A 25699-nucleotide genomic window follows, 5' to 3' on the forward strand; every position below is an offset into this window, starting at 1 on the left:
AACTAACGCTCTTTAGTACGATAGGTCAGACGCGGGGCCGCGGCCACACCGAGGTGCGCCCGGACACCCGGAGCCGGGCCCGGACTCCTCGGCGAGCTGCTGCTGGAGCCGGAACCGCAGGACCTTCCCGGACCCGGTGCGCGGGATCGCCGTGCACTCGATGAGCCGCTCGGGGAGCTTGAACGAGGACAGGCGCCCGCGCGCCAGCGCCAGCACCGCCTCGTGGTCGAAGGCGCCCGGGCGGGCCGGCACGACGAAGGCGACCGGCACCTCGCCCAGGTGCGAGTGCGACAGCCCGACGACGGCCGCGTCCGCGACCTCGTCCGAGGCGATCAGGACGTTCTCGATCTCCGCGGGGTAGATGTTCTCGCCGCCGCGGATGATCAGCTCCTTGGTGCGACCACTGATCCGCAGGTAGCCGTGCGGGTCCCGGCGGGCGAGGTCACCCGTGCGGTACCAGCCGTCGACCAGCACGGCGGCGGTGGCGTCCGGCAGGTCGTGGTAGCCGGGGGTGACGTTCGGGCCCTGAACCCACAGCTCGCCCTCCTCCCCCGTCGCCACGTCCTCCCCCGAGGCGTCGACCAGCCGCACGGAGAGGCCGGGCAGGGGCAGCCCGCAGGACCCCATCACCCGGGTGCCGGTCGGCCAGTTCATCGTGACCATGGTGGAGGTCTCCGTGATGCCGTAGCCGTCCAGCAGGCGGATGCCGAACGCGGCCTCGAACTTCTCGTTCACCGCGGCGGGCAGGATCGCCCCCGCCGAGAGGCAGACGCGCAGCGCGGGGGCGGTGAAGCCCTGGTCGCCGACGCGATCGAGCAGGTAGTGGAACATCGTCGGCACGCCGGGGAAGATCGTGACGTCCCCCTCCGGGGCACCGGCGAAGCGAGACGGGGTGTCCGTGACGGAGAACCGCGGCACGATCCGGGCGGTGGCGCCCACCGCGAACACGCCGAGGACGCAGAGCACCAGGGCGTAGGAGTGGAACAGCGGCAGCGCGCTCAGCAGCACGTCGTCCGGATTCAGACCGGCGATCGGCGCCCAGCAGGCCGCCACGACCCAGAAGCATCCACGCTGGGTGAGGTAGACCCCCTTGGGTCGGCCGGTGGTCCCGGAGGTGTAGAGCATCCAGGCGGTGTCGTCGAGGGTCAGGCAGTCCCGCGGTGCCTGCGGGGCGGCGGCGCCCACCAGGTCGGCGTAGGCGATCTCGCGACCCTGGGCCGGACCGCCGCCGGCCGGTGGGTCGCCGACGACGAGCACGGCGAGCAGTTCGGTGTCGCCGGCGAGCTCCCGCACGAGTGGGAGATGCTCCGCATCGGTGACGACGACGCGGGATCCGCTGTCGGACAGGATGTGCGCGACCTCGGCGGTGGCCGCCTGCGGGTTGGCGCACACCGCGACCGCGCCGGCCCGCGGCACCGCCAGGTAGGACTCGGCCACCTCGACCCGGTTGTCCAGGTAGAGCAGCACCCGATCGCCGCGTCGCAGACCCAGCTCCTGCAGATGACCGGCCAGGCGGGCGGTCGACTCGACGAGCTCGCCGTAGGTCAGGGTCCGCTGGTCGTCGACGTAGGCGATGGCGTCCGGCCGGGACTCGGCGTGGCCTGCCAGCAGTTCCGGCACGGTCGCGATGTACTCCGTGCGCAGCACCGTTCCTCCTCGGGTTCGGGGTGGGGATGCGAGTCGCTCTAGTGCGAGGTCGCGGCCGGCTCGGAGCCGATCCCTGTCTGGGAGCGGACCTCGAGCTCGGCGAAGGAGCGGGAGGCGCCCCGCTCCCGGGACAGCACGGTGCCGATCCAGCAGGCGAGGAAGCCGACCGGGATCGCGAGCAGTGTCGGGTACTCCACCGGGTACGGAGCCGACGCGGCCCCACCGGGCCACACCGCCGGGCCGAGCACGATGCAGAGGATCGACGTGACCAAGCCGGCGGTGATGCCCGCGATGGCGCCCGCCGTGGTGAACCGCCGCCAGGTGAGGGCCAGCAGCAGGGCGGGGAAGTTGGCCCCCGCCGCGACGGACAGGGCCAGCCCGACCAGGAACGCCACGTTGAAGTTCGGCCCCATCACCAGGGTGATCACGATCGCGACGGCACCGATCGCGGCGGCGGCGACCCGTGCGACCGTGGTCTCCTTCGCGCCCGGGTCGCCCCGACGGATCACGTTGACCCACAGGTCGTGCGCCACCGCTCCGGACGCGGAGAGGACCAGGCCGGAGACCACCGCGAGGATGGTCGCGAAGGCGACCGCGGACACGAACGCGACGAACAGGTCACCACCCAGCGTGCCCACCCCTCCGCCGAGGAACTCGGCCAGCAGCGGCGCGGCCAGGTTGCCGCTCCTGCCCACCGCCTGGTCGGCCTCGGCGGGCAGCAGGGCGCGGGCACCGAAGCCGATGAACGCCGTCATCACGAAGAAGACGCCGATCAGCGCAGTGGCCCAGCCTGCCGAACTGCGGGCCTGCCTCGCGTCCGGGACGGTGAAGAACCGGATCAGGATGTGGGGCAGTGCGGCGGTGCCGATGGCGAACGCGAGCGCGACCGACACGGTGTCCAGGAAGGTCCGGCCCGATCCGCCCGGGGCCAGGTACGTCTCCGGGGACGGGCTGTGGGCCGCCGCGGTGGCGAAGAGCACGCCCAGGTCGAACCCGGTGTGGACCAGCACGCCGATGGTCAGCGCGGCGCCAGCGACGAGCAGCAGCACCGCTTTGATGATCTGCACCCATGTGGTGGCGAGCATGCCCCCGAAGACCACGTACGCGAGCATCGCCAGGCCGGTCACGATGACGGCCGGAACGAAGTCGAGGCCGGTCAGCGCACGGATCAGCACACCGGCGCCCACGAGCTGGGCGACCAGGTAGATGACCGCGACGAGCACGGTCGAGGCGGCGGTGGCGGCGCGGACCGGACGGTCCCGCAGCCGGAAGGAGAGGACGTCGGCCACGGTGAAGCTGCCCGCGTTGCGCATCCGCTCGGCGAACAGCAGCAGGATGAGCACGAACGCGACCAGGGTGACCGACGGCATGATCCAACCGTCGAAGCCGGACAGGTACATCAGCCCGGTGAAGCCGAGGAACGTCGCCGCGGACATCAGATCGCCCGCGATGGCCAGGCCGTTCTGCGGGCCGGAGATGCCACGGCCCGCGGCGAAGAAGTCGGTCGCCGATCGCGTCCTGCGCGAGGCCCAGACGGTGATCCCCAGCGTCACCCCGACGAGCAGGGCGAAGGCGATCAGGCGGGTGGCGTTCACCGCTGCGCCCCGGAACCGTCGGCGCTCCGCGCGGCGGCCGCGTCCTCGGCGCCGTCCCCCGGTCCGCCCGTCGCCGCCGCGAGCGACTCGACCTCGCGTTCCAAGGGGGCGAACCGGGTGTTGGCCGCGCGCAGGTACAGCCAGGTCAGGATCCAGGCGAGTACGAACTGGCTCAGTCCGAGCAGGAACCCGACGGTCATTCCGGCGACCACGACCGTGGCCGCGAGACCGGGCGCCGCGCCGATCACCGCCAGGAACACGGCGAACCAGCCGAGCAGGACCGTGGCCGCGGTGCGCACGAACCGGCGCCGGGCTGCGGCGAGCTCCCGGAAGGGTGCGGACGCCCGGAGGACCTCCCAGTCGACTTCTTGCGGTCTCGTCATCGAGAGCTCCTTCGGTCACGGCAGGGGGACGAGACTAGCTAACGCTCGTAAGTCTCGGTGACGAGACGATAAGCGGCCGGGCCGACGCAGGCAAGAGGACATAGGATCACGGCCATGCCGTCTGCGGACACGCGCGCCACCCCGCCCGCGACCCGGCCGACGGTCACGACCGAGGCCGTGCTCGACGCCGCCCTCACGCTGTTCGCCGAACGCGGTTACCACGGCACGGCGCTGAGCCAGATCGCGGATCGCCTGGGGATCCGCACCCCGAGCCTGTACAACCACATGCGCTCCAAGCAGGAGCTGCTCGAGACGCTGGTCGGCCAGACCCTGGACGAGGTGCGCGCGGACTTCGACGCCGCCGTCGCCGGGCTCGACGACCCCGCCGCGCAGTTGCGGGCCGCGACCCGCGTCTACGCGCTGCGCCACGCCACCCGCCGGCGCGAGGCTCTCGTCGTCAACCGGGACACCACGAGCCTGCCCGAGCCGGCGCTCACGACCATGCGCGAGCGGCGGCGGAGTCACGAACGCGCCATCCGCGCGATCATCATCCGCGGGATCGAGAGCGGCGTCTTCGCCGTGGGCAACCCCGGGCTCGCCTCGTTCGCCATCCTGGAGATGAGTGTGAGCATCGCCCGCTGGTTCCGGGAGGACGGCCCGCGCACGCCCGAGCAGGTCGCCGACGAGTACGGGGAGTTCGCGCTCCAGATCGTGAGGTACCGGCCATGACCGGTTCTGTCCGGGACGCGGTGACGAGGGGGACGGTACTGGACGCCGCACTCACGCTCTTCGCCGAGCGCGGCTACCACGGCACGGCGCTGAGCCAGATCGCCGACGCGCTCGCCGTGCGCACGCCGAGCCTCTACAACCACATGCGCTCGAAACAGGAGCTCCTGCGGACCATCGTGGAGGCGACGGCGCAAGGCGTCCTCGACGACTTCCACGCCGCCGTCGAGGGTCGCACCGAGCCCGTCGACCGGCTCTACCACGCGGTCCTGGTCTACGCGCAGCGCCACGCCACCCACCGCCGGGAGGCGATCGTGGTCAACCGGGACACCTCGAGCCTGGAGGAACCCGACCGCTCGCGGATGCAGGCCCTCCGCCGCGAGCACGAGCACCAGCTCCGGCTGATCATCACCGAGGGCGTGGCCGCGGGCCGGTTCACCGTGGACTCCCCTGCGCTGGCCTCCTTCGCGATACGGGAGATGTGCGTGAGCATCGCGCGCTGGTACCAGGACGACGGGCCGATCAGCGTGGCCCAGGTCGCGCGCGAGTACTCGGAGTTCGCCCTGAGCATCGTGGGGGTCGGGCAGCGCTGAGCGCCCGGTCGGGCGTTCACGGCCACGGCGGCGCGGGGCGCGGCAGCGGTGTGGCTCCTTCCCGCCGCAGGCCGTCGAAGATGACGCCCAGGTAGCGGCGCCAGAGATCCGACTCCGGACGGGGGTGGAACCCGGCGGCGTGCACCGGCGCGCAGACCAGGAGGAACACGTCGGTGCCCGTGACGTCCGGGCGTAGGACGCCGGCCGCCTGCGCCCGGTCCACGAGCGCTCCGACAGCGGCGTGCAGCTGGTCACGCCGGTCGCTCACCATCGGGTGGCCCTCGCTGAACGCCTGCAGGAAGGTGAGGTCGCGGCGCTGCAGGGCGGCCGCGGCCACCGTGAGGAACTCCAGCAGGGCCTCCCCCGCGTCGGGGGCGCCCAGCAGCTCCCGCGCGACGACCGCGAGCGCGGCGAACTGGTCGCCGACGATCGCCGCCACCAGGTCCTCCTTCGTGGCGAAATGCCGGAAGACCGTGCCCTTCGCCACGCCCGCCCGGCTCGCGATGTCCGCCATCGAGGCGTCCAGCCCCCGCTCCGCGAACTCCTCCTCCGCCGCGGCGAGGAGCAGCTCACGATTGCGGGCCGCATCGGCGCGCAGGGAGCGGGCAGGTGTGCTCACGACCGCATCCTAGCAAGTTGACCGTGCGGTCATGTTGTCGCTAGCGTCATCAACATGACCACTCGGTCATGTTAATCAGCGAGGAGACACCATGAAGCTCACCGGCGCCACCGCACTCGTCACCGGTACCAACCGCGGCATCGGCCCCTGCTTCGCCACCGAACTGCTCCGGCGCGGTGCTCGGGTCTACGCGACCGCCCGCCGTCCTGAGCTGGTCGACATCCCCGGCGCCGAGGTCCTGCGTCTCGACATCACCGACCCGGCCTCGGTCGCCGCGGTCGCGGAGATCGCCACCGACGTCGACGTGCTGGTCAACAACGCCGCCTCGACCGACGGCGGGAACCTCGTCACGGGTGACCTCGCCGCGATCCGGGACGTGATGGAGTCCAACTACTTCGGCACCCTCGCCATGGTCCGCGCGTTCGCTCCGATCCTCGCCCGCAACGGTGGCGGAGCCATCCTCAACGTGCTCTCCGCCGTGGCCTGGACCACCGTGCTCGGCAACACCGCCTACGCCGCCGCCAAGTCCGCCGAGTGGGGGCTCACCAACGGGATCCGGGCGGAGCTCGCCGAGCAGGGCACGCTCGTCACCGCCCTCGTCCCCGGGCTCGTGGCGACCGACACCCTGCGCGACTTCGTGCGACAGGCCGGGATGACCCTCTCCGAGGAGGCCATGACGGCACCCGCCGACCTCGTCCGGCTCGCCCTGGACGGGCTCGAGGCCGGGGAGCTCGAGATCATGGACGCGGTGGCGGTCGAGTCCAAGAACACGCTCGCCGGCCCTCCCCGCACCTTCGACCTGGCCGCCCACACCGCGACGCCGGAGGGTCCGTCGCGCTAGCGCTCCCCTCAGGGCACGGTCTCTCCGATCTCCTCGAGGCGACGGCCGCGGGTGCGCTCACCGAAGAGCCCCACGGTCAAGCCGCAGGCCAGGATGAACACGGCGGTCAGGGTGAAGACGCCACCGAAGCCGACCGCGGCCGCCACGGCCGCGATCTGAGGCGACGACGTCAGGCCACGGGGGCGCGCCGCGGCTCCCCGTCCTTCGCCAGCGCCGCCATCATCGCGTCTCGCGCCCCGGCCAGGTGGGCGCGCATCCGCACCCGCGCCTGCTCGACGTCACCGAGGCGCAGGGCGTCGAGGACCGCCTCGTGTTCGGCGGCGATGCGCTCGCGACCCAGCACCGAGCGCGACTGGACCATGGACAGGTGGATCTCGCCGGTGAGCCGCTCGTAGTGAGCGGACAGGCGCGGGCTACCGATGCCGTCGACCAGGGCGCGGTGGAAGCGCAGGTCGGCCTCGACGAAGTCGCTGTGCGGCCTGCTCTCGTCGATGGCCCGCAGGTCGTCGACCGCGCGTCCGGCCGTCTCGTGGGCCTCGGCCCGTCCCGCGACCAGGTCCACCGCCTCCAGCTCGAGCGGGATCCGGACGAGGAAGAGATCGGCGACGTCCGCGGCGGCCAGCTGCGGCACCCGGGCCGGCTGCTGACGGCCCTCCCGCCGGAGCAGACCCTCGAGGACGAGCTGGGTGATCGCCACCCGCGCGGTGGGCCTCGACACCTGGTACTCGGCGGCCACCTCGTTCTCCGAGAGCCCCCGTCCCGGCGCGATCTTCCCGTCGAGGATCTCGGCCCGCATGGTCGCGATCAGCGACGTGGTCACCGAGACCGTCTCGAGCCGACCCATGCCACCCCCTTCCGGCGCCGGACGAACGCTAGCGGACCACGGTCGTTGACCGGACACGTGCGGTTGTCATACAACTAGACAATGCCGATGCAGCGGGCTCGTCGCCACGACCACACGTCGGAGGGCCCCTTGGCCGCGGTCCGCGAGGCGCTCGGTGCAGGCGGCACGCTCCACGAGCGCATGACCGACCGGCTGGCCCACGCCCACGACGCCTCGCACTTCCACCTGGTCCCCAGCGCGGTCGCGCGCCCCCACGACGCCGCAGCGGTCGGCAGGCTGTTCGCCGCCGCCCGGTCGACGGGGCTCCCGTTGACCTTCCGCTCCGGCGGCACGAGCCTGTCCGGGCAGGCGGGCACGACCGGCCTCCTCGTGGACACCCGCTCCCGCTTCCGGTCCATCGAGGTCCTCGACTCAGGACACCGGGTCCGGGTCGGACCCGGGGCCACGATCCGCCAGGTCAACGCCCGCCTCCTCCGCCACGGCCGCAAGCTGGGCCCGGACCCGGCCAGCGAGGTCGCCTGCACCGTCGGCGGGGTGGTCGCCAACAACTCCAGCGGCATGGCCTGCGGCACCACCGCCAACAGCTACGCCACGCTGGAGTCGATGGTGCTGGTCCTGCCCTCCGGCACCGTCGTCGACACGGGAGCGGCGGACGCGGACGCCGCGCTGCGCGCCCGGGAACCCGAGCTGTACGCCGGGCTGTGCCGGCTGCGGGACCGGGTTCGCGAGTCCCCCGACCTCCGGGCCCGCGTCGAGCGACAGTTCTCGATGAAGAACACGATGGGCTACGGGATCAACTCGCTGCTGGACTTCCGCGCGCCCGCCGACATCCTGGCCCACCTCGTGGTCGGCAGCGAAGGCACGCTCGCGTTCATCGCGTCGATCGTCCTGCGGACCGTGCCCGTCCTGCCGCACACCCGCACCGGGCTCCTGGTCTTCGAGGACCTCGCCGCGGCCACCGGCGCGCTGCCCGGGTTGGTCGACTCGTCCCCCGTGTCGATCGAGCTGCTCGACGCCACGTCCCTGCGCGTCGGGCAGCGGGACCCGGCGGCCGACGAGCGGCTGCGCACGCTCCCGGTCGACGAGCACGCCGCCCTGCTCGTCGAGTACCAGGCCGCCACCGCCGACGGCGTCGACGAGCTCGCCCTCGCCGCGCGCGCCACCATCGGCGGTCTCCCGATCATCGGCCCGGACGAGCTCACCGCGGACCCGGCCGCCCGGGCCGGGATGTGGCACATCCGCAAGGGTCTCTACGCGATGGTCGCCGAAGCGCGACCGGCCGGCACGACCGCGCTGCTGGAGGACGTCGTCGTGCCGGTCCCGCAGCTGCTGCCCACCTGCGAGCGGCTCACGTCCCTGTTCCGCACGCACGGGTACAGCGACGCCGTGATCTTCGGCCACGCCAAGGACGGCAACATCCACTTCATGCTCACCGAGCAGCTCGCGGGCGAGGGCGCCTCCCTGGACCGGTTCGCCCGGTTCACCGACGACATGGTCGACCTCGTCCTCGGCCAGGGCGGCTCCCTCAAGGCCGAGCACGGCACCGGCCGCATGATGGCGCCGTTCGTCCGCCGCCAGTACGGGGACGAGCTCTACGCCGTCATGCGCGAGATCAAGCGGCTCTGCGACCCCGAGGGAGTCCTCAACCCCGGCGTCCTGCTGAGCGAGGACGCCGACATCCACCTGCGCGATCTCAAGACCACCCCGCCGATCGAGCCCGAGGCCGACCGCTGCGTGGAGTGCGGTTTCTGCGAGCCGGTCTGCCCCAGCCGCGACCTGACCACGACACCCCGCCAACGCATCGTCCTGCGCCGGGAGATCGAACGGGCCCGCCGCGCCGGGGACGTCGAGCTCGCCGACCTCCTGGAGGCGGACTACGACTACGACGGCGTGGAGACCTGCGCCGCGGACGGCATGTGCCAGACCACCTGCCCCGTCCTCATCAACACCGGCGACCTCGTCAAACGCCTCCGGGCCGACCGCGCGGGCCGCGCCACCGAGGCCGCCTGGACGGCCGCGGGCCGACGGTGGGACCTGACCACCCGCGCCGCGTCGGCCGCGCTCACCGCCGCCGCGGCCCTGCCCACCCCGGTCGTCGAGGCGGCCAACCGGGCCGGACGCAGGGTCGCCGGACCCGACGCCCTCCCGCTGTGGTCCCCCGAGCTCCCCCGCGGCGGGCACCCGTCCGACGTCCCGTCGTCCGGGGTGGCGCAAGCCGTCTTCTTCCCCTCCTGCACCGGCACCATGTTCGGCCCGGCCACGCCGTCGACCGCCGGGTCCGCCGCCGCGTTCGCCCTGCTGTGCGAGCGGGCGGGCGTCGGTCTCGTCCCGCCGCCCGCGGCCACCCGCCTCTGCTGCGGCACCCCCTGGCGGTCCAAGGGGCTGACCCGCGGCTACCAGGAGATGGCCGACCGGGTCCTGCCCGCCCTCTGGCAGGCCACCCGCCGGGGCGAGCTCCCCGTCGTCCTCGACGCGTCCTCGTGCACCGAGGGAGTGCGGCAGATGGTCGAGCACGGCCCCGAGCGGTTCCGGGGGATCACCGTCGTCGACGCTGTCGAGTTCTGTGCCACCCACCTGCTCCCCCGGCTGACGGTGACCGCACCCGTCGACGACCTGGCGCTCCACCCGACCTGCTCGGCGACCCGGATGGGACTCACCGACGCCCTCCAGACCGTCGCCGGTGCCGTCGCGACCTCGGTGACCGTTCCCCAGACCTGGGGCTGCTGCGGTTTCGCCGGGGACCGCGGGCTGCTGCACCCCGAGCTCACCGCCTCCGCCACCCGGGCCCAGGCCGCGGAGATCACCGCCGGTGGGCACAGCGCGTTCGCCTCGTGCAACCGCACCTGCGAACTCGGGATGACCCGGGCGACCGGACAGCCCTACGTCCACGTCCTCGAGCTGGTGGAGCAGGCGACCCGGCCGTGAGCCGGGACGCGGGCTCCGGATCACCGCGCCGATGGGATGATGGTCGTCATATCATCGCCTCGCGGCGACGGGGAGACGAGCGGGAGGTGCGGACGTGGCCCGGTATCCGGCGGTGCACAAGGCACGGACCAGGGACCGCATCCTCCGCGCGGCCGGGCGGCGGTTCCGCCGGGACGGGCTGGACGGCGCGGGGCTGACGGCGCTGATGAGGGACGCGGGCCTGACGAACGGGGCGTTCTACGCGCACTTCCGCTCCAAGGAGGACCTCGTGGGCGAGGTCGTCTCCGCCGAGGTGCGGCGGCAGGCCGGGGTGTTCGAGGCCGCGGCCGCCCTCCCCGACGGACTGGACCGGGTGCTCGACGGATACCTCTCCGGCGCGCACTGCGACGACCGCGCCGGGGGATGCGTGTCCGCGGCCCTGCTCGCCGACATCGCCCGGTCGGCGCCCGAGGTGCGGCACCGCTACGCCGAGGCCGCGGCCCGGATGACGGATGCCTTCCGTCGGCTCGCCGGGCTGCCCGCCACGACACCGGACGCGGTCGTCCGCAGCCGCCTCGCCCTGCTGATCGGCACCGTGCAGCTCGCCCGGACCGTCGACGATCCGCAGGCGCGCGAGGCGCTGCTCGCCGAGAGCCGACGCAGCATCCGGGCCCTGATCACAGCGGACCACGAGACGGCCGGCGGCGAGGGACCGCGGCGGTGACCGGGTTTGGCGCGTTCGTAGCGGGACATGACGTTCCCGTCACTCGTGCCGGCGCCGGCGGGTTCGTAGCGTCGACCACCCACCCACCGCCCGAAGGAACCGGATGTCCGACTCGATCGTCACCCTCACCCGGGTCTCGCCGCAGATCGCGCGGGTCACCTGCGCGAGCCCGCCGGTGAACCTCATCGTCGGCAACCCGGCCCTCGAGCTCGACCTCGGCGCGGTCCTCGGGGCCGCGGCCCTGCGCCGCGCCCGGCAGGGATGAGCTCGACCATGAGCCGGGCCGCGCTCCCGGGAGCGGCGGCCGGCACACACACCGTGGTCGCGCTCGCCCAGGAGCACGGCTACCCGTTCGAGCTCGGCATCCCCGCCCGCATCTTCGGCGCGGCCGACGCGGGGTACGAGGTGCTCGTGTGCAGCCCCACCGGGCGGCCGGTGGCGACCAACGCCGGGTTCTCCGTGCTCCCCGACCACGGACCCGAGGTCCTCGCCCGCGCCGACACGGTCGTCGTCCCGCCCGTCGATCCGCGACACCTGCGGCCCGACGTGGACGACGACGTGCGGGCGGCACTGGCCCTCGTCCGGCCGGGGACCCGGATCGTGTCGATCTGCACGGGCGGGTTCACCCTCGCCGCGGCGGGCCTGCTCGACGACCGCACGGCGACCACCCACTGGGAGTGCGCCCCGCTGTTCCGCGCCTGGTACCCGCACATCGACCTGGCGGAGAACGTGCTGTTCGTGCACGACGGGGACGTCCACACCTCGGCGGGCGCCGCGGCGGGCATCGACCTGTGCCTCGACCTCATCCGCACCGACCACGGATCCCCGGTCGCCGGCCGCGCCGCGCGCCGCTGCATCGTCCCCCCGTTCCGGGAGGGCGGACAGGCCCAGTTCATCGACCGGCCGGTGCCCGACGCCGCCGACACGTCGACCGCCGCGGCCCGGGAGTGGGCACTGGCGCACCTCGACACGAAGATCACGATCGCCGACCTCGCACGCCGCTCCCACATGAGCGAACGCACGCTCGTCCGCCGCTTCACCGAGGAGACCGGCATCGCCCCGCGCCGCTGGCTCACCCTGCACCGCCTCGCCCGGGCACGCGAGCTCCTCGAGAACACCGACCTGTCCATCGAGGAGGTCTCCAGCGCCGTGGGCTACGCCACCGCGACCTCCCTCCGCAACCATCTGAGCAGCAGCCTCGGCCTCCTCCCGACGGCCTACCGCCGCAGCTTCCACGTCCCGAGATCCGACCCGCCCCCGACCGCCGAGGAGCACCATGTCCACGCCTGACACCGCGACCGAGAACACCGCGCTCGTCACCGAGTTCTACACCCGCGCCTTCAACGAGGGAGAGCCCGAAGCCGCGGCGCGCGCCGCGCTCGGCGCCACCTACATCCAGCACAACCCCGGCGCCCCCGACGGCGCGGAGGCGTTCATCGGGTACGTCCACCACATGCGCGGGCGGTTCCCGGAGCTGCAGCTGGAGATCAAGCGCACCGTCGCGTCCGGAGACCTCGTCGTCACCCACAGCCGGTTCCAGCTCACCCCCGGCCACCGCGGCCTCGCCGCGGCCGACATCTGGCGCGTCCAGCACGGCAAGATCGTCGAACACTGGGACGTCCTCCAGGAGGTCCCCGAGCAGGCCGCCAACACGAACACGATGTTCTGACCGGGCCACCCGGCGGCCGGGATCCTCAGGTCACTGGGCCCAGTCGCTGAGGTCCCAGCCGGTGTGGGCCGCGACCCGCGGCAGGTCCGCGGCGAAGCGGGGCAGGGCCGCCGCCCGCTCGGCGGCGGTGGGGCCCGAGGTCCGGCCGTGGACGTCCGGCCGCACATGGTGGCGGGGGACGCCGGCGATCAGGCCGGTGGGCACGCCCAGGAACGCGCAGACCCGGTCCGCGGTGGTCACCGGGTCGTCCCGCAGCTCGCGGTAGCGCAGCAGCAGCACCTGCTCGCGCGGGACCAGGGAGAACAGCTGGTCGAGCTGCTCGCCGTAGCGGCCCTGCGCCGCGTAGTGCCAGAAGTGCGCCCAGCCCGCGGCGATCCGCTCCTCCTCGAGCTCGAGTGCCCGCAGGAAGTCCGCCTCGGGTTCCAGCTCGGCCCCGCGCAGGTGCGCCCAGTTCGAGTGCGCCCGCTCGACCGGGTCCCGCAGGACCGCGATCAGCTTCGCCTGCGGGACCAGCTTCGCGATCCGCCGCTGCGCCTCCGGGTCGTAGAGGTAGAACACCGTCGACTCGCCCCGCAGCGCACCGGGCGGCGCGGCGGCGAACAGCGCCTCGTAGTCCGCGCGCCGCCACACGTGCTCACCCCAGGTCGGCACGTCTCCCGGCCCGCCACCGGAGTCCGGCGGCGGGCCGTCGGTGAGGAAGAACTTGGGCTCCTTGGGGGTGGACAGGAACAGGTCCGGGTGCCCGGCCAGCGCGTTGTGCAGCGCGGACGTGCCGCACTTGGCCGCGCCGACCAGCAGGAAGTCCGGCGGCATCAGGAGGCGGGCACGGCAGGCACGGACGGTCGCAGCAGCTCGGTGCGCAGCTCGTGCGCCCCGTCGGCGCGGGTGCCTTCGTAGTAGAGCCGGTAGCCGCCCGCCGGGAGGGCGACCACGCTGAGGTAGCGCAGCCCGCGGCCCGCGTGCGGGGACTCCGCGACCGGGGCCGCCCCCTCGGCGTGGAACACCCCGTCGTCGTCGGCGTAGGCGAGCCCCGTGCGTTCCTCCCAGTTCTCCTCGGCGGTGGCACGGCCGTCGTAGGTGGCGGCCCAGCGGCCCTCCACCGGGAAGACGGCGCTGATCCGGACCCCGCGGGCGTCCCAGCTCCCCGTCCGGCCACGCAGCGCGGTGCCCGCGTGCCGCCAGGTGAGGCCGTCCGGGCTGGTGTAGTGCTCGGTGGTCATCCGGTCCTCGTGGTCCGGCACGTCGAGCGGGTGGACCGAGGCCCACAGGTGCCACACCGCGCCGTCGCGCACGATCACCGGGTCCTTGACCGCGTGCCGCTCGTCGCCGGGCAGCACGGTCACGACCGGCGCGGTGGGCAGCTCCTCGAGCGTGTCCGCCTCGAGCGCGTCCACCCACCAGTGCTTGGTGCCGGGGGTGGCGCAGCTGACGTAGAGGCGCAGCCTGCCCTCCGCCGTGCGGACGAGCGCGGGGCGCTCCAGGGACTCCGCCCCGAACCGGTCCTTGGTCACCCGCGCGACCTCGGTGAACGCCACCCCGTCGGTCGAGCGGGCGAGCACGGTCGCCAGACCGCGGCCCAGCCCGAGCGGCGCCCGCAGCCGGTACGCCGCCAGGTACTCGCCGTCGTCGGTCAGCACGACGCTGGGCGCGCCCACCCAGTTCCCCGCGCCCGCGCCGGGTGCGGGGACGGCGACGACGGCGTCGGTCCATCGGGGGATCGGAAGGATCATGACTGCTCCTCGGTCGGGCCGGTGAGCCCGCCGTCGGTGAGATGGGTGAGCAGCAGCGCGACGGAGTCGTCGACCGACTGCTCGTGGGCGGGGATGACGAGATCGGGCCGGTCCGGCACCTCGTAGGGGTCGTCCACCCCGGTCAGCCCGGAGATCTCGCCGGCGCGCTGGCGGGCGTAGAGCCCCTTGACGTCCCGCTGGGCCGAGACCTCCACGGGGGTGCTCACGTAGACCTCGCGGAACTCCGTGCCGTTCTCGGTGTGGGCCGCGCGCACCTGCTCGCGGACGTCCCGGAACGGGGCGATCGCCGACACCAGCACGAGTACCCCGTTGCGCGCCAACAGCTCCGCGACCCAGCCGATGCGGCGGATGTTGATCGCCCGGTCGTCCCGGGAGTAGCCGCGGGCGGCGGCGAGGTGCGGGCGGACGGCGTCCCCGTCGAGCACCTCGACCCGCAGCCCGCGGGCGCGCAGGACGGTTTCGGCGGCGTGGGCGATCGTGGACTTGCCCGCGCTGGGCAGTCCGGTCAGCCAGACGGTGGCACCCCGCTGGGTCCCGATGCGGACACGGGCGGGCTGCTGGACGAGTGCGTCGGACACGGGGGCTCCGGCGGTCGGTGTGGTGGTGGAGACACACGAGGGCCGCGCCACCGCGGGGCGGCGGCGCGACCTACCGACAGAACTGGTCGTAGGCGTGGGCCCGGCGGCCCGGCCAGAACGGCTCGAGCAGGGTCCGGGCGGCCATGTGCCCCATCGTCACCCGAAATGGCCGCCACCGGCAACGCCGTGTCCGCCGACTGGACGGCCGCCCGCAGATTGTCCGGACCGGTCCGGGCGAGCCAGACTGCGCCCCACAGTCGGTGCACTCCACGGGAAGGAAGACTGCGGGACATGGCGACGATCGAGGAGCTCATGCGGGCGAACCTGCTGGACGTGTTCAACGAGCGCGACCCCGCGCGGCGCGCGGAGGCCATCGCGCGGACGTACGCGACGGACGTCTCGTTCGCGGACCCGGAGGAGACGGTGACCGGGTTCGACGCGTTGGCGGCGAAGGCGCAGAAGATCCTCGACGAGGCCCCGGGGTTCGTGTTCAGCCCCGGCGGGCCGATCCGGGTCGTCCAGGACCTCGGTTTCCTGGAGTGGCGGTTCGGCCCGGAGGGGCAGCCGCCGGTGGTGACCGGCGCGGACGTCGCGCTGGTGCAGGACGGGAGGATCGTCAAGGTCTGGACGATGCTGCTGTCCGGGGCCTGACCCTCCGCCGGCCCTACGCCGCCCGGTGCCGGGCGTGGAAGACCGTGTAGACCGCGAACACCACCAGCCCCGCCGCGAGGACGAGGAGCACCGCGGGTCCCACGGTGTGCTCGGCCAGGCCCTGGAGGGCCGCGTCGAGCCCGACGGGCTGGGCGGGGTCGTGCTGCACGGCCGCGACCACCAGCAGACCACCGGAGAGCAGGTAGACGGTCCCGAGCGCGGTCCAGCCGATCCGGCCCAGCCGCAGGACCAGCAGCGAGCGCCGCAGCCCGGCCCCGCGCAGGTCGAGATCGCGGTGGAAGGCGCCGCTGAGCCCCCGGTAGGCCGCGTACCCCGCGACCGTCATCACGCCGAGCCCGGCGGCCCCGAGCAGCCAGGGGCCGCCGGGGAGCGCCAGCAGCAGGGACGGCAGCGGGGGCGTCGACGGGTCGGCACCGCCGTCCGCCGCCACGTCCGCGGCCGTCTTCGCCAGCAGCGCGTAGACCACGGCCTCGGCCAGGTCGACGGCGGTGCGCCGCACCCGCGCCGCCCGCGGCAGCCCCCGGTGTCCGACCGCCGCGTGCAGGAGCCGGTCGACCACCAGCGCGGCCAGCCCGCCGACCACCAGCCACAGCAGGACACGGCCCGCGCCCGTGGCCGCGACGGCCTGCAGCGCGCCCGTCTTGTCGGCCTTGTCCGCCTGCCCGCCCGCCCCGACGGCGATGCGGACCGCGAGCACCGCGATCAGCAGGTGCACGAGCCCGTAGGCGGCGAGCCCGACCCGGGCGAGCACGTCGAGCGCGGGGTGGTCGGCCACCCGCTCGGCACGTCCACGGGCCCGAGCGGTGACGGCGTCGTCGGTCACCGCGTCAGGATGTCAGCCCCGCGGGCCTCCGGCACTCGCCCGACCGGCCGCTGTGGGCGGGATCCCGCGCTCGGGTCCGGCACACGGCGCCGGCCTTTCAGATCCGGTCGAAGAACGCGGCCAGGTCGCCGCGCACCGCGGGGGGCTCGACGACCAGGGTCTCGGACCCGAACCCGCCGCGGTGTCCCCGCCGCGCCCGACCCAGCGCCCGCGTCGAGCGCAGCAGGGCGAGCGGCGCGCCCGCGGGCGAGTGCAGCGCCACGCACCCCAGGTCCTCGTCGACCAGCCGGGCCATCGCCGCCGCCAGCGCGGTCGGCGGCAGCACGCCGGTCACGTGCAGCCGGGCCCGCGCGCGGCGGAGCTGGTCGACCGACCACTCCCCCTCCTGCACCGCGGCGCCGTAGAGCTCGGCCGGGCCCCCGCGGATCCGCAGGTCCCGGTGGGTCTGCCGGAGCAGCGCGTGCCGGGTGCGGATCGGGTCGGCGGCCGGGTCGACGTCGACGAGCACGTCCGCCACCGCGACCGGCAGCGGCGCCCCACGGGTGTGCGGCTCGGGGATCAGCGCGGCCAGGCGCGCGGACTCGCGGTCCTTCACCGCGGGATCGGCGGCCCGCCCGCCCCAGTCCACGCCGTCGTGCCAGGCCACCGCGCCGCGCTCGCGGACCAGGACGGCGCCCGCGTTCCAGGCGCGGTAGGCCAGGTCCCAGTCCTCCCCGCCGTAGCCGACGAAGCGCTCGTCGAACCCGCCGACGTCGTCGAACAGGGTCCGGCGGCAGGCCAGGACCGCGCTGATCACGTGGCGGAAGCTGCGCCCGTCGGCGTCGAGGAGGTCGCGGGACCGGGCGTAGGCCTCGTCGAGCCAGGCGGGGTCGGGCAGCCGCGGGGCCGAGCGCGGGTCGGCCCCGGGCGGCAGCGCCGACAGGTCGGCGTGACACCGCCGCCCGACGGCGAGGACGTCGCCGCACAGCGCCGCCCGCGCGGTCAGCACGGCGAGACAGTCCGGCTCGGGCACGGTGTCGGCGTCGAGGAAGACGAGGATCTCGCCGCGGACGTGGCGGGCGCCGAGGTTGCGCGCGGCGGCGGCCCGGAACCCCCGGTCCTCCTGGGTGACCACCCGCACGCCCGCCGGAACCTGCGGGAGGTGCCGCGACCCGTCGTCGGCGACGACGACGTCCACCGGCGGCAGGGTCTGGTCGGCCAGCGCGGCGAGCGTGCGGGCGAGCAGGCGGGGCTGTTCGTAGTGGCAGACCACCACGCCGACCTCGGGCCGCGGGGCGGTGCGCGGGTCGAGCAGGTCCCACCGGTTCCCCGGGACGGACCGGTCGCTCAGCACCGGCTCACCGCCGCCCGACTCCGGAGGACGTCCCGGTAGAGCGCGCGGTGCGCCGCACCCACGTCCGGCCAGGCGGGCGGTGTGTCGAGCCACGTCGTGGCCGGGTACGCCACGGCGTGGTCGAGCGCCGCGGCGAGGTCCGTGGTCGGAGCGAGCGCGCCGGTGTCCGCCGCGACCTCGTCCGCGTACGCCCCCGCGGCGGTGACCGGGCGACGGCCGTGGGCCAGCCAGGCCAGCAACGACCCGCTGGCGCTCACCCCGGGGTTGGCGACGAACGGCACCGCCGCGGCGCGCGCGGCGGCGGCCAGTTCCGCGTCGGTCAGCGCTCCGGTGACCAGTACGCCCGCGGGCGCGGTGTGCCCCGGCACGACGGCACCCGCCGCGACCACCCGCAGCCCGCGGCCCGCGGCCAGGTCCAGGGCCAGGTCGTGGCCCTTGCCCGGGTACACGAAGCCGAGCACGACCAGGGAGGGCCGCTCCGCCCACGCCGGCGCGGGGGCGGGCGGCGCCGGGAGCGGGAGCGGGAGCGGGATCACGCGGGCCAGGGCGCCCGCCACCCGGCGCACCCGCTCGGCCTCGTGCCGCGAGGAGACCACGACCGCGTCGGCGCAGGCGATCACCCGCCGGTAGCCGGCGGCGCGGCGGGCGTCCCGCGCGGGGTCGGGGTCGGCGCCGGGGACGTCGTGCAGCGTGACGACCAGCGGTCGCCGCAGGTCCGCGGCCCACGTCGCGAAGGCGCGCGCGGCCGTGGCGACGTCGGGGCCGAAGAGCGCGTCGGTGAAGTGGGCGTGGACCAGGTCCGGCGGCCCGTCGTGTTCGGAGAGCTCGGAGGGCTCGGAGGGCTCGGCGAGGCCCGCGAGCCCGGCGACCGCACGGGCGTGCCGGACCACCCCGTGCCCCGGGTCGCCGGGTGCGTGGACGGCGACCCTCACGCCGGCACCGGTGCCGTGACGGCCCGATACAGATCCAGGTGGGCCTGCGCGATCCGCTCCCGCTGCGCGGCCCGTCCCCGCGCGGGCGCGCGCGGGAGGTGCCGCGCCCGGTGCAGCGCCGCCGCCACCGAGGCCGCCGTCCACCGGTGGACCAGGCAGGGCCCCTGCTCGCGGTAGTACCCGCAGTCCGGCACCAGCACCGGCGTCCCGAGGTCGTGGCAGGCCTCGGACCAGCCCGAATGGGTGCCCCACCGGTGCGGGAGGACGGACAGGTCGAGGCTCTCGAGGTAGGCCCACAGCTCGTCGTCGGTGAAGGGCGGGTGGACGTGCACCTCCACCCCCGGCAGCCCCGCGACGGCCCGGGCGGCGGCCCGGCCGCGGTCGTCGTCGTGGGCGTCGAACCGGATCCGCAGGTCCGGCACGTCCGCCGCGGCCAGCAGGCGGGTGATCCCCACGGGGTCGGCGTTGGTGCGCACGGACTTCGCGTGCACGCCCACCAGGAACCCCTCGTGCGGGCGCGGGACCGGCACCCGGTCCAGCGGCACGACGTGCGGATGCGGGATCACCCGCGCGGTCCTCCCCCACCGCCGCGCGATCTCCGCGGCCGCGCCCGGGGTCAGCGTGACGAGCGCGTCCGCGGCGGGGACGAGGACGTCCAGGGCGGCGTCGTGCGCCGCGGTGTCCACGTGGTGGGGGTTGCGCAGGTCGTGGACGGTGAACACCAGCGGCGTCCCGGCCGCCCGCAGCGCCCCGACCAGCGCCGAGAGCTGCGCGGGGCGACAGGCGTCGAACCCGAAGTGCAGGTGGTAGACGTCGACGGTCCCGGCCTCGCGCCGGACCCGCTCGGGGTCCAGCCACGGCGAGGGCCACCACTGCCCCGCGGGCGCGCCGGGCACGGGCGGGTCCGGCAGCCGGACGACCCCGGGGCCACCGGTGTTCCGCACGTACGCATGCCCCTCGGGCACCGAGACCACCCGCATGTGGACCTCCCTCTCGCGGGACGGGGAATGCCCGGCCGTCGGCGCGCGAAACCCCCGGACCCACCCGACGATGACCACATGGATCCCGGACGGCGGCGCCACTACGGCGCGTTCTACGACGGACCACCCCGCGGCCCCCTCGCCGTGGTGTGGGGCAACTGCCAGGCCGAGGCGCTGCGCGTCGCGCTCGCGCCGGGCCTGCCGTTGACGACGGTCCGGGTGCCGCCGGTGCACGAGCTCACCGCCGCGGACCTGCCGCACGTCGCCCGGTTGTTGGCCCGGACCCGGCTGGTGCTGAGCCAGCCCGTGCGGGCGGACTACCGGGACCTGCCGATCGGCACCGCCCAGCTGCGCGCGCACCTGCCCGCGGACGCCCGCACCGTCATGTGGCCGGTGATCCGCTACCGCGGGCTGCACCCGTGGACGGCCATCGTGCGCCACCCCTCGGACCCCGCCGCCGTGCCGCCGGTGGTGCCCTACCACGACCTGCGCACGCTCGGCGCCGCCGCGGGCCGGAGCCTCGGCAGGCCCGCGGCCGGGGCGTTCCGGGCCGTGGCCGAGCGTTCGGTCGCCGAGCTGGCCCGCCGCGAACGGGCCTGCGACGTCGGGGTGTCCGACGTGCTGCGCCCCCTCGGGCTGGACGCCGTGCACGTGCTCAACCACCCCGCCAACCCCGTCCTGCTGGCCCTGGCCGGACGCGTCCGCGCGCACCTCGGGCTGCGCGGGGAGGTCGCCGACCCCGGCCGCGAGCTCCTGGGCGGGATCCGCGCCCCGCTCGACCCGCAGGTGCTCGACGCCCTCGGCCTCGACCCCGACCGCGCCCGGCCGCACTGGCTCGTCCACGGCACCCCCGTCACGGAGGACGACGTCCGCGCGCCGCAGCTGCGGTGGTACGCGGACCACCCCGCCTGGGTGCCGGCCGGGCTGGAGCGCTACGCCGCCGACCTGGAGGTCCTGGGCTCGAGTTGTGCGTCCCCGCTCGGGGGCCGATGATCGGGGCGCCGGGTTCAGCAGCAGCTCGTGACCGACCGACGACCTGCCTGCCCGCCTTCCCCACGGCGCAGGACGACCGACCGTGGAGCGACCGACCCGTGCACACCTCGCCCGTCCAGTCCACATGAGACACCGGATCGCGCTCATCGCCTCCGCCCGCTACCCCCTCCGCGAACCGTTCCCGGGCGGTCTGGAGGCCCACACCTGGCAGCTGGCGACGGGGCTGCGCGAGCGGGGCCACGACGTCACCGTGTTCGGGGCGCCGGACTCCGACCGCAGGCTCGGCGTCCGGGCGATGGCCCGGCTCCCGGAGATCTCGACCGACGCCCGCAGCGACGTCGGGATGCCCCCGGAGTGGTTCCTCGCCGAGCACCACGCCTACCTGCAGCTCATGCTCGACCTGGGCGCGGGCGGCCACACGGTCGTGCACAACAACTCCTTGCACTACCTGCCCGTCGCGATGGCCGCGAGCGTCCCGGCGCCGGTGCTGACCACCCTGCACACGCCGCCGACCCCGTGGCTGGAGTCCGCGGTCCGGATCCCGCGGGCGGGGACGGTGTTCGCGGCGGTGAGCAGGCACACCGCGGACCGGTGGCGCCCGCTGGGCGCCGACCCGGAGGTGATCCCGAACGGCGTCGACACCGACCGGTGGTCACCCGGCCCCGGCGGCGGGTCGCCGGTGTGGTCGGGTCGGCTGGTCCGGGAGAAGGGCGTGGTCGAGGCCGTCCGGGCCGCCGACCGGGCGGGGACGGGGCTGCGCATCGCCGGTCCGACCCCCGACGCGGCGTACTTCCGGGACGAGGTCGCGCCGCTGCTGACCGACCGGATCCGCTACGTCGGACACCTCGACCACCGGCGGCTGGCCCGCCTCGTCGGGAGCGCGTCGGCCGCGGTGGTCTCCCCCTGCTGGGACGAGCCCTACGGCCTCGTCGTCGCGGAGGCGCTGGCCTGCGGCACCCCGGTGGCCGGGTTCGCCCGCGGTGCGCTGCCGGAGATCCTCGACGACGAGTGCGGGGTCCTCGCCGCACCCGGAGACGTCGACGGGCTGGCCGCCGCGATCCGGGCCGCCGCCCGGCTCGACCGGGAGGCGGCGCGCCGCCGCGCCGAGACCGTCTGCTCGGTCGAGGCGATGATCACCGGGTACGAGCGGCTGTACGACGCGATCGCCGCATGACCGTCCTCTACTACGTCCACCACCAGGGCAGCGGCCACGTGCACCGGGCGGTCGCGATCGCGTCCGCGCTCGCCCAGGACGCCGTGCCCGTGATCGGGCTGTCCAGCCTCCCGCGGCCCGCCGGGTGGCCCGGGGAGTGGATCGACCTGCCCCTGGACACCGGTGGGCCTCTGGAGGGCGAGGACGTGACCGCGGGCGGCACGCTGCACTGGGTCCCGCGTGGTCATCGAGGCCTCCGCGCGCGCACGGCGCTGGCGTCCCGGGCGCTCGCCGACCCCGCGGTCCGGCTGTTCGTCGCCGACGTGTCGGTCGAGATGGGGCTGCTCGCGCGGCTGCACGGGGTCCCGGTGGTGGTCGTCGGCCAACCCGGGGTGCGAGACGACCGGCCGCACCGGACCGTTTACGACCTCGCGGCGCGCGTCCTGCTGCCCTGGCCCGCGCTGCCGGACCTGCTCCGCCCGCACCCCGAGACCGCGCAGCACGTCGGGGCGGTGTCGCGGTACGAGGGGCGCACCGCCGCACCCCCACCCGACGGGAACCGGGTGCTCGTGCTCTGGGGCCGGGGCGGCGCCGGGCCCGCGGCCGCGGACCTCGCCGCCGCGGCGGCGGCCACGCCGACCTGGTCGTGGGCGGTCACCGGCACCGCAGGACCCGACGTGCCCGCGCGCGTCCGGCCCCTGGGGCACGTGCAGGACGTCTGGGCCGCGCTGGCCGAGGCGGACGTCGTGGTCACCCACGCCGGCCAGAACGCCGTCGCCGAGGTCGCCGCGGCCCGCCGCCCCGCGATCGTGCTGCCCCAGTCCCGCCCGCACGGCGAGCAGGCGGCGACCGGGGCGGCCCTGACCCGCCACGGCCTCGCCCAGGTGGCGGACGGGTGGCCCGCCGCCGAGTGCTGGCCCGCTCTGCTGGGCGAGGCCCGCCGCCGCGGGGGCGCGGCGTGGGCGCAGTGGTCCGACGGGTCGGGTGTGGCGCGCGCCGCCCGGCTGCTCGCCGACGTCCGAGCGACGGCATGAGGACCGACCGGGTGCGGACCGCCGTGGTCACGACCGTCGCGGGGCGGGCCGGGCACCTGCGCAGGCAGCGGGCCGCGCTCGGCGAGTGCCTGCACGACGGCCTGCACGTGGTCGTCGGGATGGGCGGGCGGGCGCCGGAGTCACCGGGGCCCGAGACCGTCCGGCTCGAGGTCGACGCGTCGCCGGAGGGTCTGCCGCTCGCCGCCGCCCGCAACGCGGGGGCCGCCGCCGCCCTGGATCGCGGCGCCGACCTGCTCGTCTTCCTCGACGTGGACTGCATCCCCGGCCCGGACCTCCCGGCCTCCTACACCGCGGCCGCCCGGGACGGCGCGCTGCTGTGCGGACCCGTCCACTACCTCCCGCCCGCGGGACCCGGCGGGTACCCGACCAGCGGCCTCGCCGACCTCGCTCCCCCTCACCCGGGTCGCCCGGCCCCGGCGCCCGGGCAGGTCGTCGCCGAGGACCGGGTGGAGCTGTTCTGGTCGCTGTCGTTCGCCGTGACGCCGCAGACCTGGCGGGCCCTCGGCGGGTTCGACGAGGGCTTCCGCGGCTACGGCGCCGAGGACACCGACTTCGCGCGGCGCGCCCGCGACCGCGGCGCCGAGATGTTCTGGGTGGGCGGCGCGCGGGCCTTCCACCAGCACCACCCGCCCGCCCGACAGGACGCCGACCGGGTCGCCGAGATCGTCCGCAACGCCCGCCGGTTCCACCGCCGCTGGGGCGACTGGCCGATGCGGGGCTGGCTGGAGGACCTGCACCGCGCGGGCCGGGTGGTCTTCGCCCCCGAGGCGGGTGAGCTCAGCGTGGTGGCGCGGCCAGCTCCCTGAGGTGGGCGACCGGCCAGCGGCGGTCGAACAGCGTCGGGTCGCCCGGGTCCTCCGCGCGCAGCCCCTCGACGAGCCGGACGTAGCCGTCGAGATCCAGCCCGCGCAGCAGGTCGAGCAGGTCCGCGGCCTCCCCGGTGGCCGGCGCGACCGGGGCGACCAGCCGGTCGTAGAGCTGCACGACCTGCTCCACCATCGCGAGGTGGCGCGCGCCCGGGTCGACGGAGGGGAAGTTCGTGGCGGCCAGGTCCTCGGTGAACACGATCGGCTCGACGACCAGCGACGCCGGGCCGTAGGCCTGCGCGAGCAGGATCAGCAGCTCGACGTCGAACGTCTCGTGAAAGGCCGTCACCCGGCCCAGCACCGGCCGCAGCGCGGCGGCGTCGAAGGCCTTGAACCCCGCCTGGGTGTCCAGGACGTGCGCGAGGTCCGGCACCAGCATCGCCCGCACGACGTGCCGGAACAGCACGATCAGCTTGTCCGGCTTGTCGCCGGTGCTGTGCGGTTCGACCGACGGGCCGTCCGCCTTGACCAGCACCGCCCCCGTCATGCCGTAGCGCTGCCCCAGCGCCGCGACCACGCCCTCCCCCGCCACGACCGGGGCGACCAGCGACCCCAGCATGGCGAGGTTCGCCGAGAGGTCGGCGTCGGTGTAGCAGACGACGTCCGCGCCCGCGGCGACGGCGACGGCCAGCCCGGCGAGGATCGAGCCGCCCTTGCGGGACTGGTCGGTCGAGGTCAGCGCGTCGAAGGCCGGGGAGATCGACGGGCCGCCCTCGAGCACGTCGGCGAGCCGCAGCACGGACACCGCGCGGTGGCCCTCGGTCGGGTAGCCCTCGGCGGCGGCGATCGCGGCCATCGCCTCGGCGCTCGACGGCCGGTCGGGGCAGCCGTCGTCGACCGCGAGGATGCTCCAGGTCACCTCCGGCAGCCCGGCGGTCAGCCAGTCGAGCTGGCGGACCTTGACCCGCACGAAGTCCTCGCCGTGCGGGTGCTGCGCGCGGGTCGCCATCCGCCCGGTCTCGCCGTACATCGCCCAGACCACGGTCAGGTGCACGGGGCCGGTCAGCGCGGCCAGCCGCCGCCGGGAGTCCGCCACGGCCCGGGCCTCCGCGTCGACGGCGACCGGGACGGCCGCGCCCGCGTCGGCGAGCAGGGCGGAGGCGGACCGGAGCACCGCCTCGTTCTGCTCGGGATCGGTGAGGTCGCGGGTGGGCTGCATGGTGGATCAACCTAGCGAGTGTGACGATCCGGCCGTCACGGACGAGTACCCGGCATGACTCACCAGCGGGGCCTCTCCGCGATCCTCCTGCTCGGCGCCCTGACCCTCGCCGGCTGCGCGTCCACCACCGCGGGCACGCCCACCGTCAAGGAGGCTCAGGAGCAGGCGGCCTCCCAGCTCCCCGGGGCGGACGCGGGCCCCCCGATCGACGGGTGTGCCCTGCTCAGCGCCGCCGAGGTGAGCGACCTGATCGGCGCGAACGACGGCGGGCGGCCCTCCGGGATCTCCACCGCCGGCGGCGGCTGCATGTGGGAGAACCAGACCACCTACCACAGCGTGACCGTCGAGGTCGGGAACCCCGGCTCGGCACCCGGCGGAGTGCTCCCGAAGTGGGACCCGATGCTGGGCGAGGAGCGCAAGGTCGGCACCGACATGCGCGACATCAACGGCGGCATCGAGTTCGCGGCGGGCGACCGGGACTGCATGGTCCAGGTCTCCACCACGGACTCGGCGGCGGACCGGGCGAGCGGGCTCGCGCTCGTCGAGAAGGTGCGCCAACGGGTCGGCTGAGCCGGTGCCCCCGGTACCGGGGACACGCCGCTCCTGCACTCCGGACCCCCCATCCCGTACGATGGACACGGCCGCGCGCCTTCCGGGCTGGTTCCAGCCCTCGGCGCCCGCTCCGTCGAACCCCCGGGTGATCCTCCCGGCGCGGCAGCCGCGTCGGACCCCGCACTCGACGGCGGTCGTACGCGCACAGCCTCGTGCGCGACCCGACCGGACTGTCCCTCAGGAGGAGTTCTTGGCTCGACGAGGCAAGCCCCAGACGCGGGCTCGCCGCCCCGCTCCGCGCCGTGAG

28 protein-coding genes are annotated in these 25699 nt (G+C 75.1%); 14 read left to right on the forward strand and 14 right to left on the reverse strand.

What is annotated here, in order from left to right; translation table 11 throughout:
• Positions 1-12: 12 nt before the first annotated feature.
• The 3 genes from L3X23_RS11290 to L3X23_RS11300 are packed head-to-tail and all read right to left on the reverse strand — an operon-like array spanning position 13 to position 3625.
• Positions 13-1647, reverse strand: a complete 1635-nt coding sequence (locus L3X23_RS11290) for a class I adenylate-forming enzyme family protein (RefSeq protein ID WP_237192173.1) — start codon at positions 1645-1647, stop codon at positions 13-15.
• A gap of 38 nt (positions 1648-1685) precedes the next feature.
• The gene (locus L3X23_RS11295) at positions 1686-3242 is read right to left on the reverse strand and encodes a cation acetate symporter (RefSeq protein ID WP_237192174.1); all 1557 of its coding nucleotides are present in this window, start codon (positions 3240-3242) and stop codon (positions 1686-1688) included.
• Positions 3239-3625: a DUF485 domain-containing protein gene (locus L3X23_RS11300; protein WP_237192175.1), complete on the reverse strand. Its 387-nt coding sequence runs from the start codon at positions 3623-3625 to the stop codon at positions 3239-3241. The genes L3X23_RS11295 and L3X23_RS11300 overlap by 4 nt, the downstream gene beginning before the upstream one ends.
• Positions 3626-3739: 114 nt before the next feature.
• Here L3X23_RS11300 and L3X23_RS11305 point away from each other — a divergent pair, with 114 nt between their 5' ends.
• Both L3X23_RS11305 and L3X23_RS11310 read left to right on the forward strand, forming a co-directional pair.
• Entirely contained in the window at positions 3740-4354 is a 615-nt protein-coding gene (locus tag L3X23_RS11305) for a TetR/AcrR family transcriptional regulator (RefSeq protein ID WP_237192176.1), read from the forward strand.
• On the forward strand, positions 4351-4944 hold the full coding sequence (locus tag L3X23_RS11310; RefSeq protein ID WP_237192177.1) for a TetR/AcrR family transcriptional regulator: 594 nt from the start codon (positions 4351-4353) through the stop codon (positions 4942-4944). Before L3X23_RS11305 ends, L3X23_RS11310 begins: the two co-directional genes overlap by 4 nt.
• 16 nt (positions 4945-4960) lie before the next feature.
• On the opposite strand, the gene L3X23_RS11315 is transcribed toward L3X23_RS11310, so the two are convergent.
• Positions 4961-5563, reverse strand: a complete 603-nt coding sequence (locus L3X23_RS11315) for a TetR/AcrR family transcriptional regulator (RefSeq protein ID WP_237192178.1) — start codon at positions 5561-5563, stop codon at positions 4961-4963.
• A gap of 91 nt (positions 5564-5654) precedes the next feature.
• Here L3X23_RS11315 and L3X23_RS11320 point away from each other — a divergent pair, with 91 nt between their 5' ends.
• Positions 5655-6404, forward strand: coding sequence for an SDR family NAD(P)-dependent oxidoreductase (locus L3X23_RS11320; RefSeq protein WP_237192179.1), 750 nt, complete (start codon positions 5655-5657; stop codon positions 6402-6404).
• Positions 6405-6412: 8 nt separating this feature from the next.
• Here L3X23_RS11320 and L3X23_RS11325 read toward each other — a convergent pair whose 3' ends face one another.
• Together L3X23_RS11325 and L3X23_RS11330 are read right to left on the reverse strand one after the other, a co-directional pair.
• Positions 6413-6550 (reverse strand): hypothetical protein, encoded by a 138-nt coding sequence (locus L3X23_RS11325; protein WP_237192180.1) that lies wholly within the window; start codon positions 6548-6550, stop codon positions 6413-6415.
• A 23-nt stretch (positions 6551-6573) separates the two neighbouring features.
• Positions 6574-7248 (reverse strand): GntR family transcriptional regulator, encoded by a 675-nt coding sequence (locus tag L3X23_RS11330; protein ID WP_237192181.1) that lies wholly within the window; start codon positions 7246-7248, stop codon positions 6574-6576.
• An 87-nt stretch (positions 7249-7335) separates the two neighbouring features.
• On the opposite strand from L3X23_RS11330, the gene L3X23_RS11335 reads away from it, so the two are divergent.
• The 5 genes from L3X23_RS11335 (at position 7336) to L3X23_RS11355 (ending at position 12545) form a co-directional block, all read left to right on the forward strand.
• Positions 7336-10173, forward strand: a complete 2838-nt coding sequence (locus L3X23_RS11335) for an FAD-binding and (Fe-S)-binding domain-containing protein (protein ID WP_237192182.1) — start codon at positions 7336-7338, stop codon at positions 10171-10173.
• A gap of 94 nt (positions 10174-10267) precedes the next feature.
• The gene (locus L3X23_RS11340; protein ID WP_237192183.1) at positions 10268-10876 is read left to right on the forward strand and encodes a TetR/AcrR family transcriptional regulator; all 609 of its coding nucleotides are present in this window, start codon (positions 10268-10270) and stop codon (positions 10874-10876) included.
• A gap of 103 nt (positions 10877-10979) precedes the next feature.
• Complete coding sequence (locus L3X23_RS11345; RefSeq protein WP_237192184.1) at positions 10980-11141, forward strand: hypothetical protein; 162 nt, start codon at positions 10980-10982, stop codon at positions 11139-11141.
• 8 nt (positions 11142-11149) lie between these two features.
• Entirely contained in the window at positions 11150-12166 is a 1017-nt protein-coding gene (locus tag L3X23_RS11350; RefSeq protein ID WP_237192185.1) for a GlxA family transcriptional regulator, read from the forward strand.
• Positions 12153-12545: a nuclear transport factor 2 family protein gene (locus L3X23_RS11355; protein ID WP_237192186.1), complete on the forward strand. Its 393-nt coding sequence runs from the start codon at positions 12153-12155 to the stop codon at positions 12543-12545. The genes L3X23_RS11350 and L3X23_RS11355 overlap by 14 nt, the downstream gene beginning before the upstream one ends.
• Before the next feature lie 30 nt (positions 12546-12575).
• On the opposite strand, the gene L3X23_RS11360 is transcribed toward L3X23_RS11355, so the two are convergent.
• Genes L3X23_RS11360 through cysC form a run of 3 tightly spaced genes read right to left on the reverse strand, consistent with a single transcriptional unit; the run spans position 12576 to position 14874 of the window.
• A complete protein-coding gene (locus tag L3X23_RS11360) occupies positions 12576-13358 on the reverse strand; it encodes a sulfotransferase (protein ID WP_237192187.1) in 783 nt (260 codons plus the stop codon).
• Complete coding sequence (locus tag L3X23_RS11365) at positions 13358-14275, reverse strand: hypothetical protein (protein WP_237192188.1); 918 nt, start codon at positions 14273-14275, stop codon at positions 13358-13360. The genes L3X23_RS11360 and L3X23_RS11365 overlap by 1 nt, the downstream gene beginning before the upstream one ends.
• A complete protein-coding gene (gene cysC / locus L3X23_RS11370) occupies positions 14272-14874 on the reverse strand; it encodes an adenylyl-sulfate kinase (protein WP_237192189.1) in 603 nt (200 codons plus the stop codon). The genes L3X23_RS11365 and cysC overlap by 4 nt, the downstream gene beginning before the upstream one ends.
• 291 nt (positions 14875-15165) lie before the next feature.
• Here cysC and L3X23_RS11375 point away from each other — a divergent pair, with 291 nt between their 5' ends.
• The gene (locus L3X23_RS11375; protein WP_237192190.1) at positions 15166-15525 is read left to right on the forward strand and encodes a nuclear transport factor 2 family protein; all 360 of its coding nucleotides are present in this window, start codon (positions 15166-15168) and stop codon (positions 15523-15525) included.
• A gap of 13 nt (positions 15526-15538) precedes the next feature.
• Here the strand turns inward: L3X23_RS11375 and L3X23_RS36115 are convergent, their stop codons facing one another.
• The 4 genes from L3X23_RS36115 to L3X23_RS11395 all read right to left on the reverse strand — a co-directional run bounded on the left by L3X23_RS36115 (position 15539) and on the right by L3X23_RS11395 (position 19614).
• Entirely contained in the window at positions 15539-16369 is an 831-nt protein-coding gene (locus L3X23_RS36115; protein ID WP_237192191.1) for a DUF1206 domain-containing protein, read from the reverse strand.
• Between the two features lie 97 nt (positions 16370-16466).
• The gene (locus tag L3X23_RS11385; protein WP_237192192.1) at positions 16467-17702 is read right to left on the reverse strand and encodes a glycosyltransferase; all 1236 of its coding nucleotides are present in this window, start codon (positions 17700-17702) and stop codon (positions 16467-16469) included.
• Entirely contained in the window at positions 17696-18634 is a 939-nt protein-coding gene (locus L3X23_RS11390; RefSeq protein ID WP_237192193.1) for a glycosyltransferase, read from the reverse strand. Before L3X23_RS11390 ends, L3X23_RS11385 begins: the two co-directional genes overlap by 7 nt.
• Positions 18631-19614, reverse strand: a complete 984-nt coding sequence (locus tag L3X23_RS11395; protein ID WP_237192194.1) for a glycosyltransferase family 1 protein — start codon at positions 19612-19614, stop codon at positions 18631-18633. Before L3X23_RS11395 ends, L3X23_RS11390 begins: the two co-directional genes overlap by 4 nt.
• A 78-nt stretch (positions 19615-19692) precedes the next feature.
• Between L3X23_RS11395 and L3X23_RS11400 the strand changes: the two genes are divergently transcribed.
• From L3X23_RS11400 to L3X23_RS11415, 4 genes are all read left to right on the forward strand, one after another.
• Complete coding sequence (locus L3X23_RS11400) at positions 19693-20607, forward strand: WcbI family polysaccharide biosynthesis putative acetyltransferase (protein ID WP_237192195.1); 915 nt, start codon at positions 19693-19695, stop codon at positions 20605-20607.
• A gap of 124 nt (positions 20608-20731) precedes the next feature.
• A complete protein-coding gene (locus L3X23_RS11405; protein ID WP_237192196.1) occupies positions 20732-21781 on the forward strand; it encodes a glycosyltransferase in 1050 nt (349 codons plus the stop codon).
• A complete protein-coding gene (locus L3X23_RS11410; protein WP_237192197.1) occupies positions 21778-22794 on the forward strand; it encodes a glycosyltransferase in 1017 nt (338 codons plus the stop codon). The genes L3X23_RS11405 and L3X23_RS11410 overlap by 4 nt, the downstream gene beginning before the upstream one ends.
• On the forward strand, positions 22791-23621 hold the full coding sequence (locus tag L3X23_RS11415; RefSeq protein WP_237192198.1) for a galactosyltransferase-related protein: 831 nt from the start codon (positions 22791-22793) through the stop codon (positions 23619-23621). The genes L3X23_RS11410 and L3X23_RS11415 overlap by 4 nt, the downstream gene beginning before the upstream one ends.
• Here L3X23_RS11415 and L3X23_RS11420 read toward each other — a convergent pair.
• A complete protein-coding gene (locus tag L3X23_RS11420) occupies positions 23593-24840 on the reverse strand; it encodes a hypothetical protein (RefSeq protein ID WP_237192199.1) in 1248 nt (415 codons plus the stop codon). The genes L3X23_RS11415 and L3X23_RS11420 overlap by 29 nt on opposite strands.
• 54 nt (positions 24841-24894) lie before the next feature.
• Between L3X23_RS11420 and L3X23_RS11425 the strand changes: the two genes are divergently transcribed.
• A complete protein-coding gene (locus L3X23_RS11425; protein ID WP_237192200.1) occupies positions 24895-25410 on the forward strand; it encodes a DUF3558 family protein in 516 nt (171 codons plus the stop codon).
• Positions 25411-25699: the final 289 nt, after the last annotated feature.

This window comes from Pseudonocardia sp. WMMC193, assembly GCF_021728735.1.
Classification (GTDB): Bacteria; Actinomycetota; Actinomycetes; order Mycobacteriales; family Pseudonocardiaceae; genus Pseudonocardia; species Pseudonocardia oroxyli.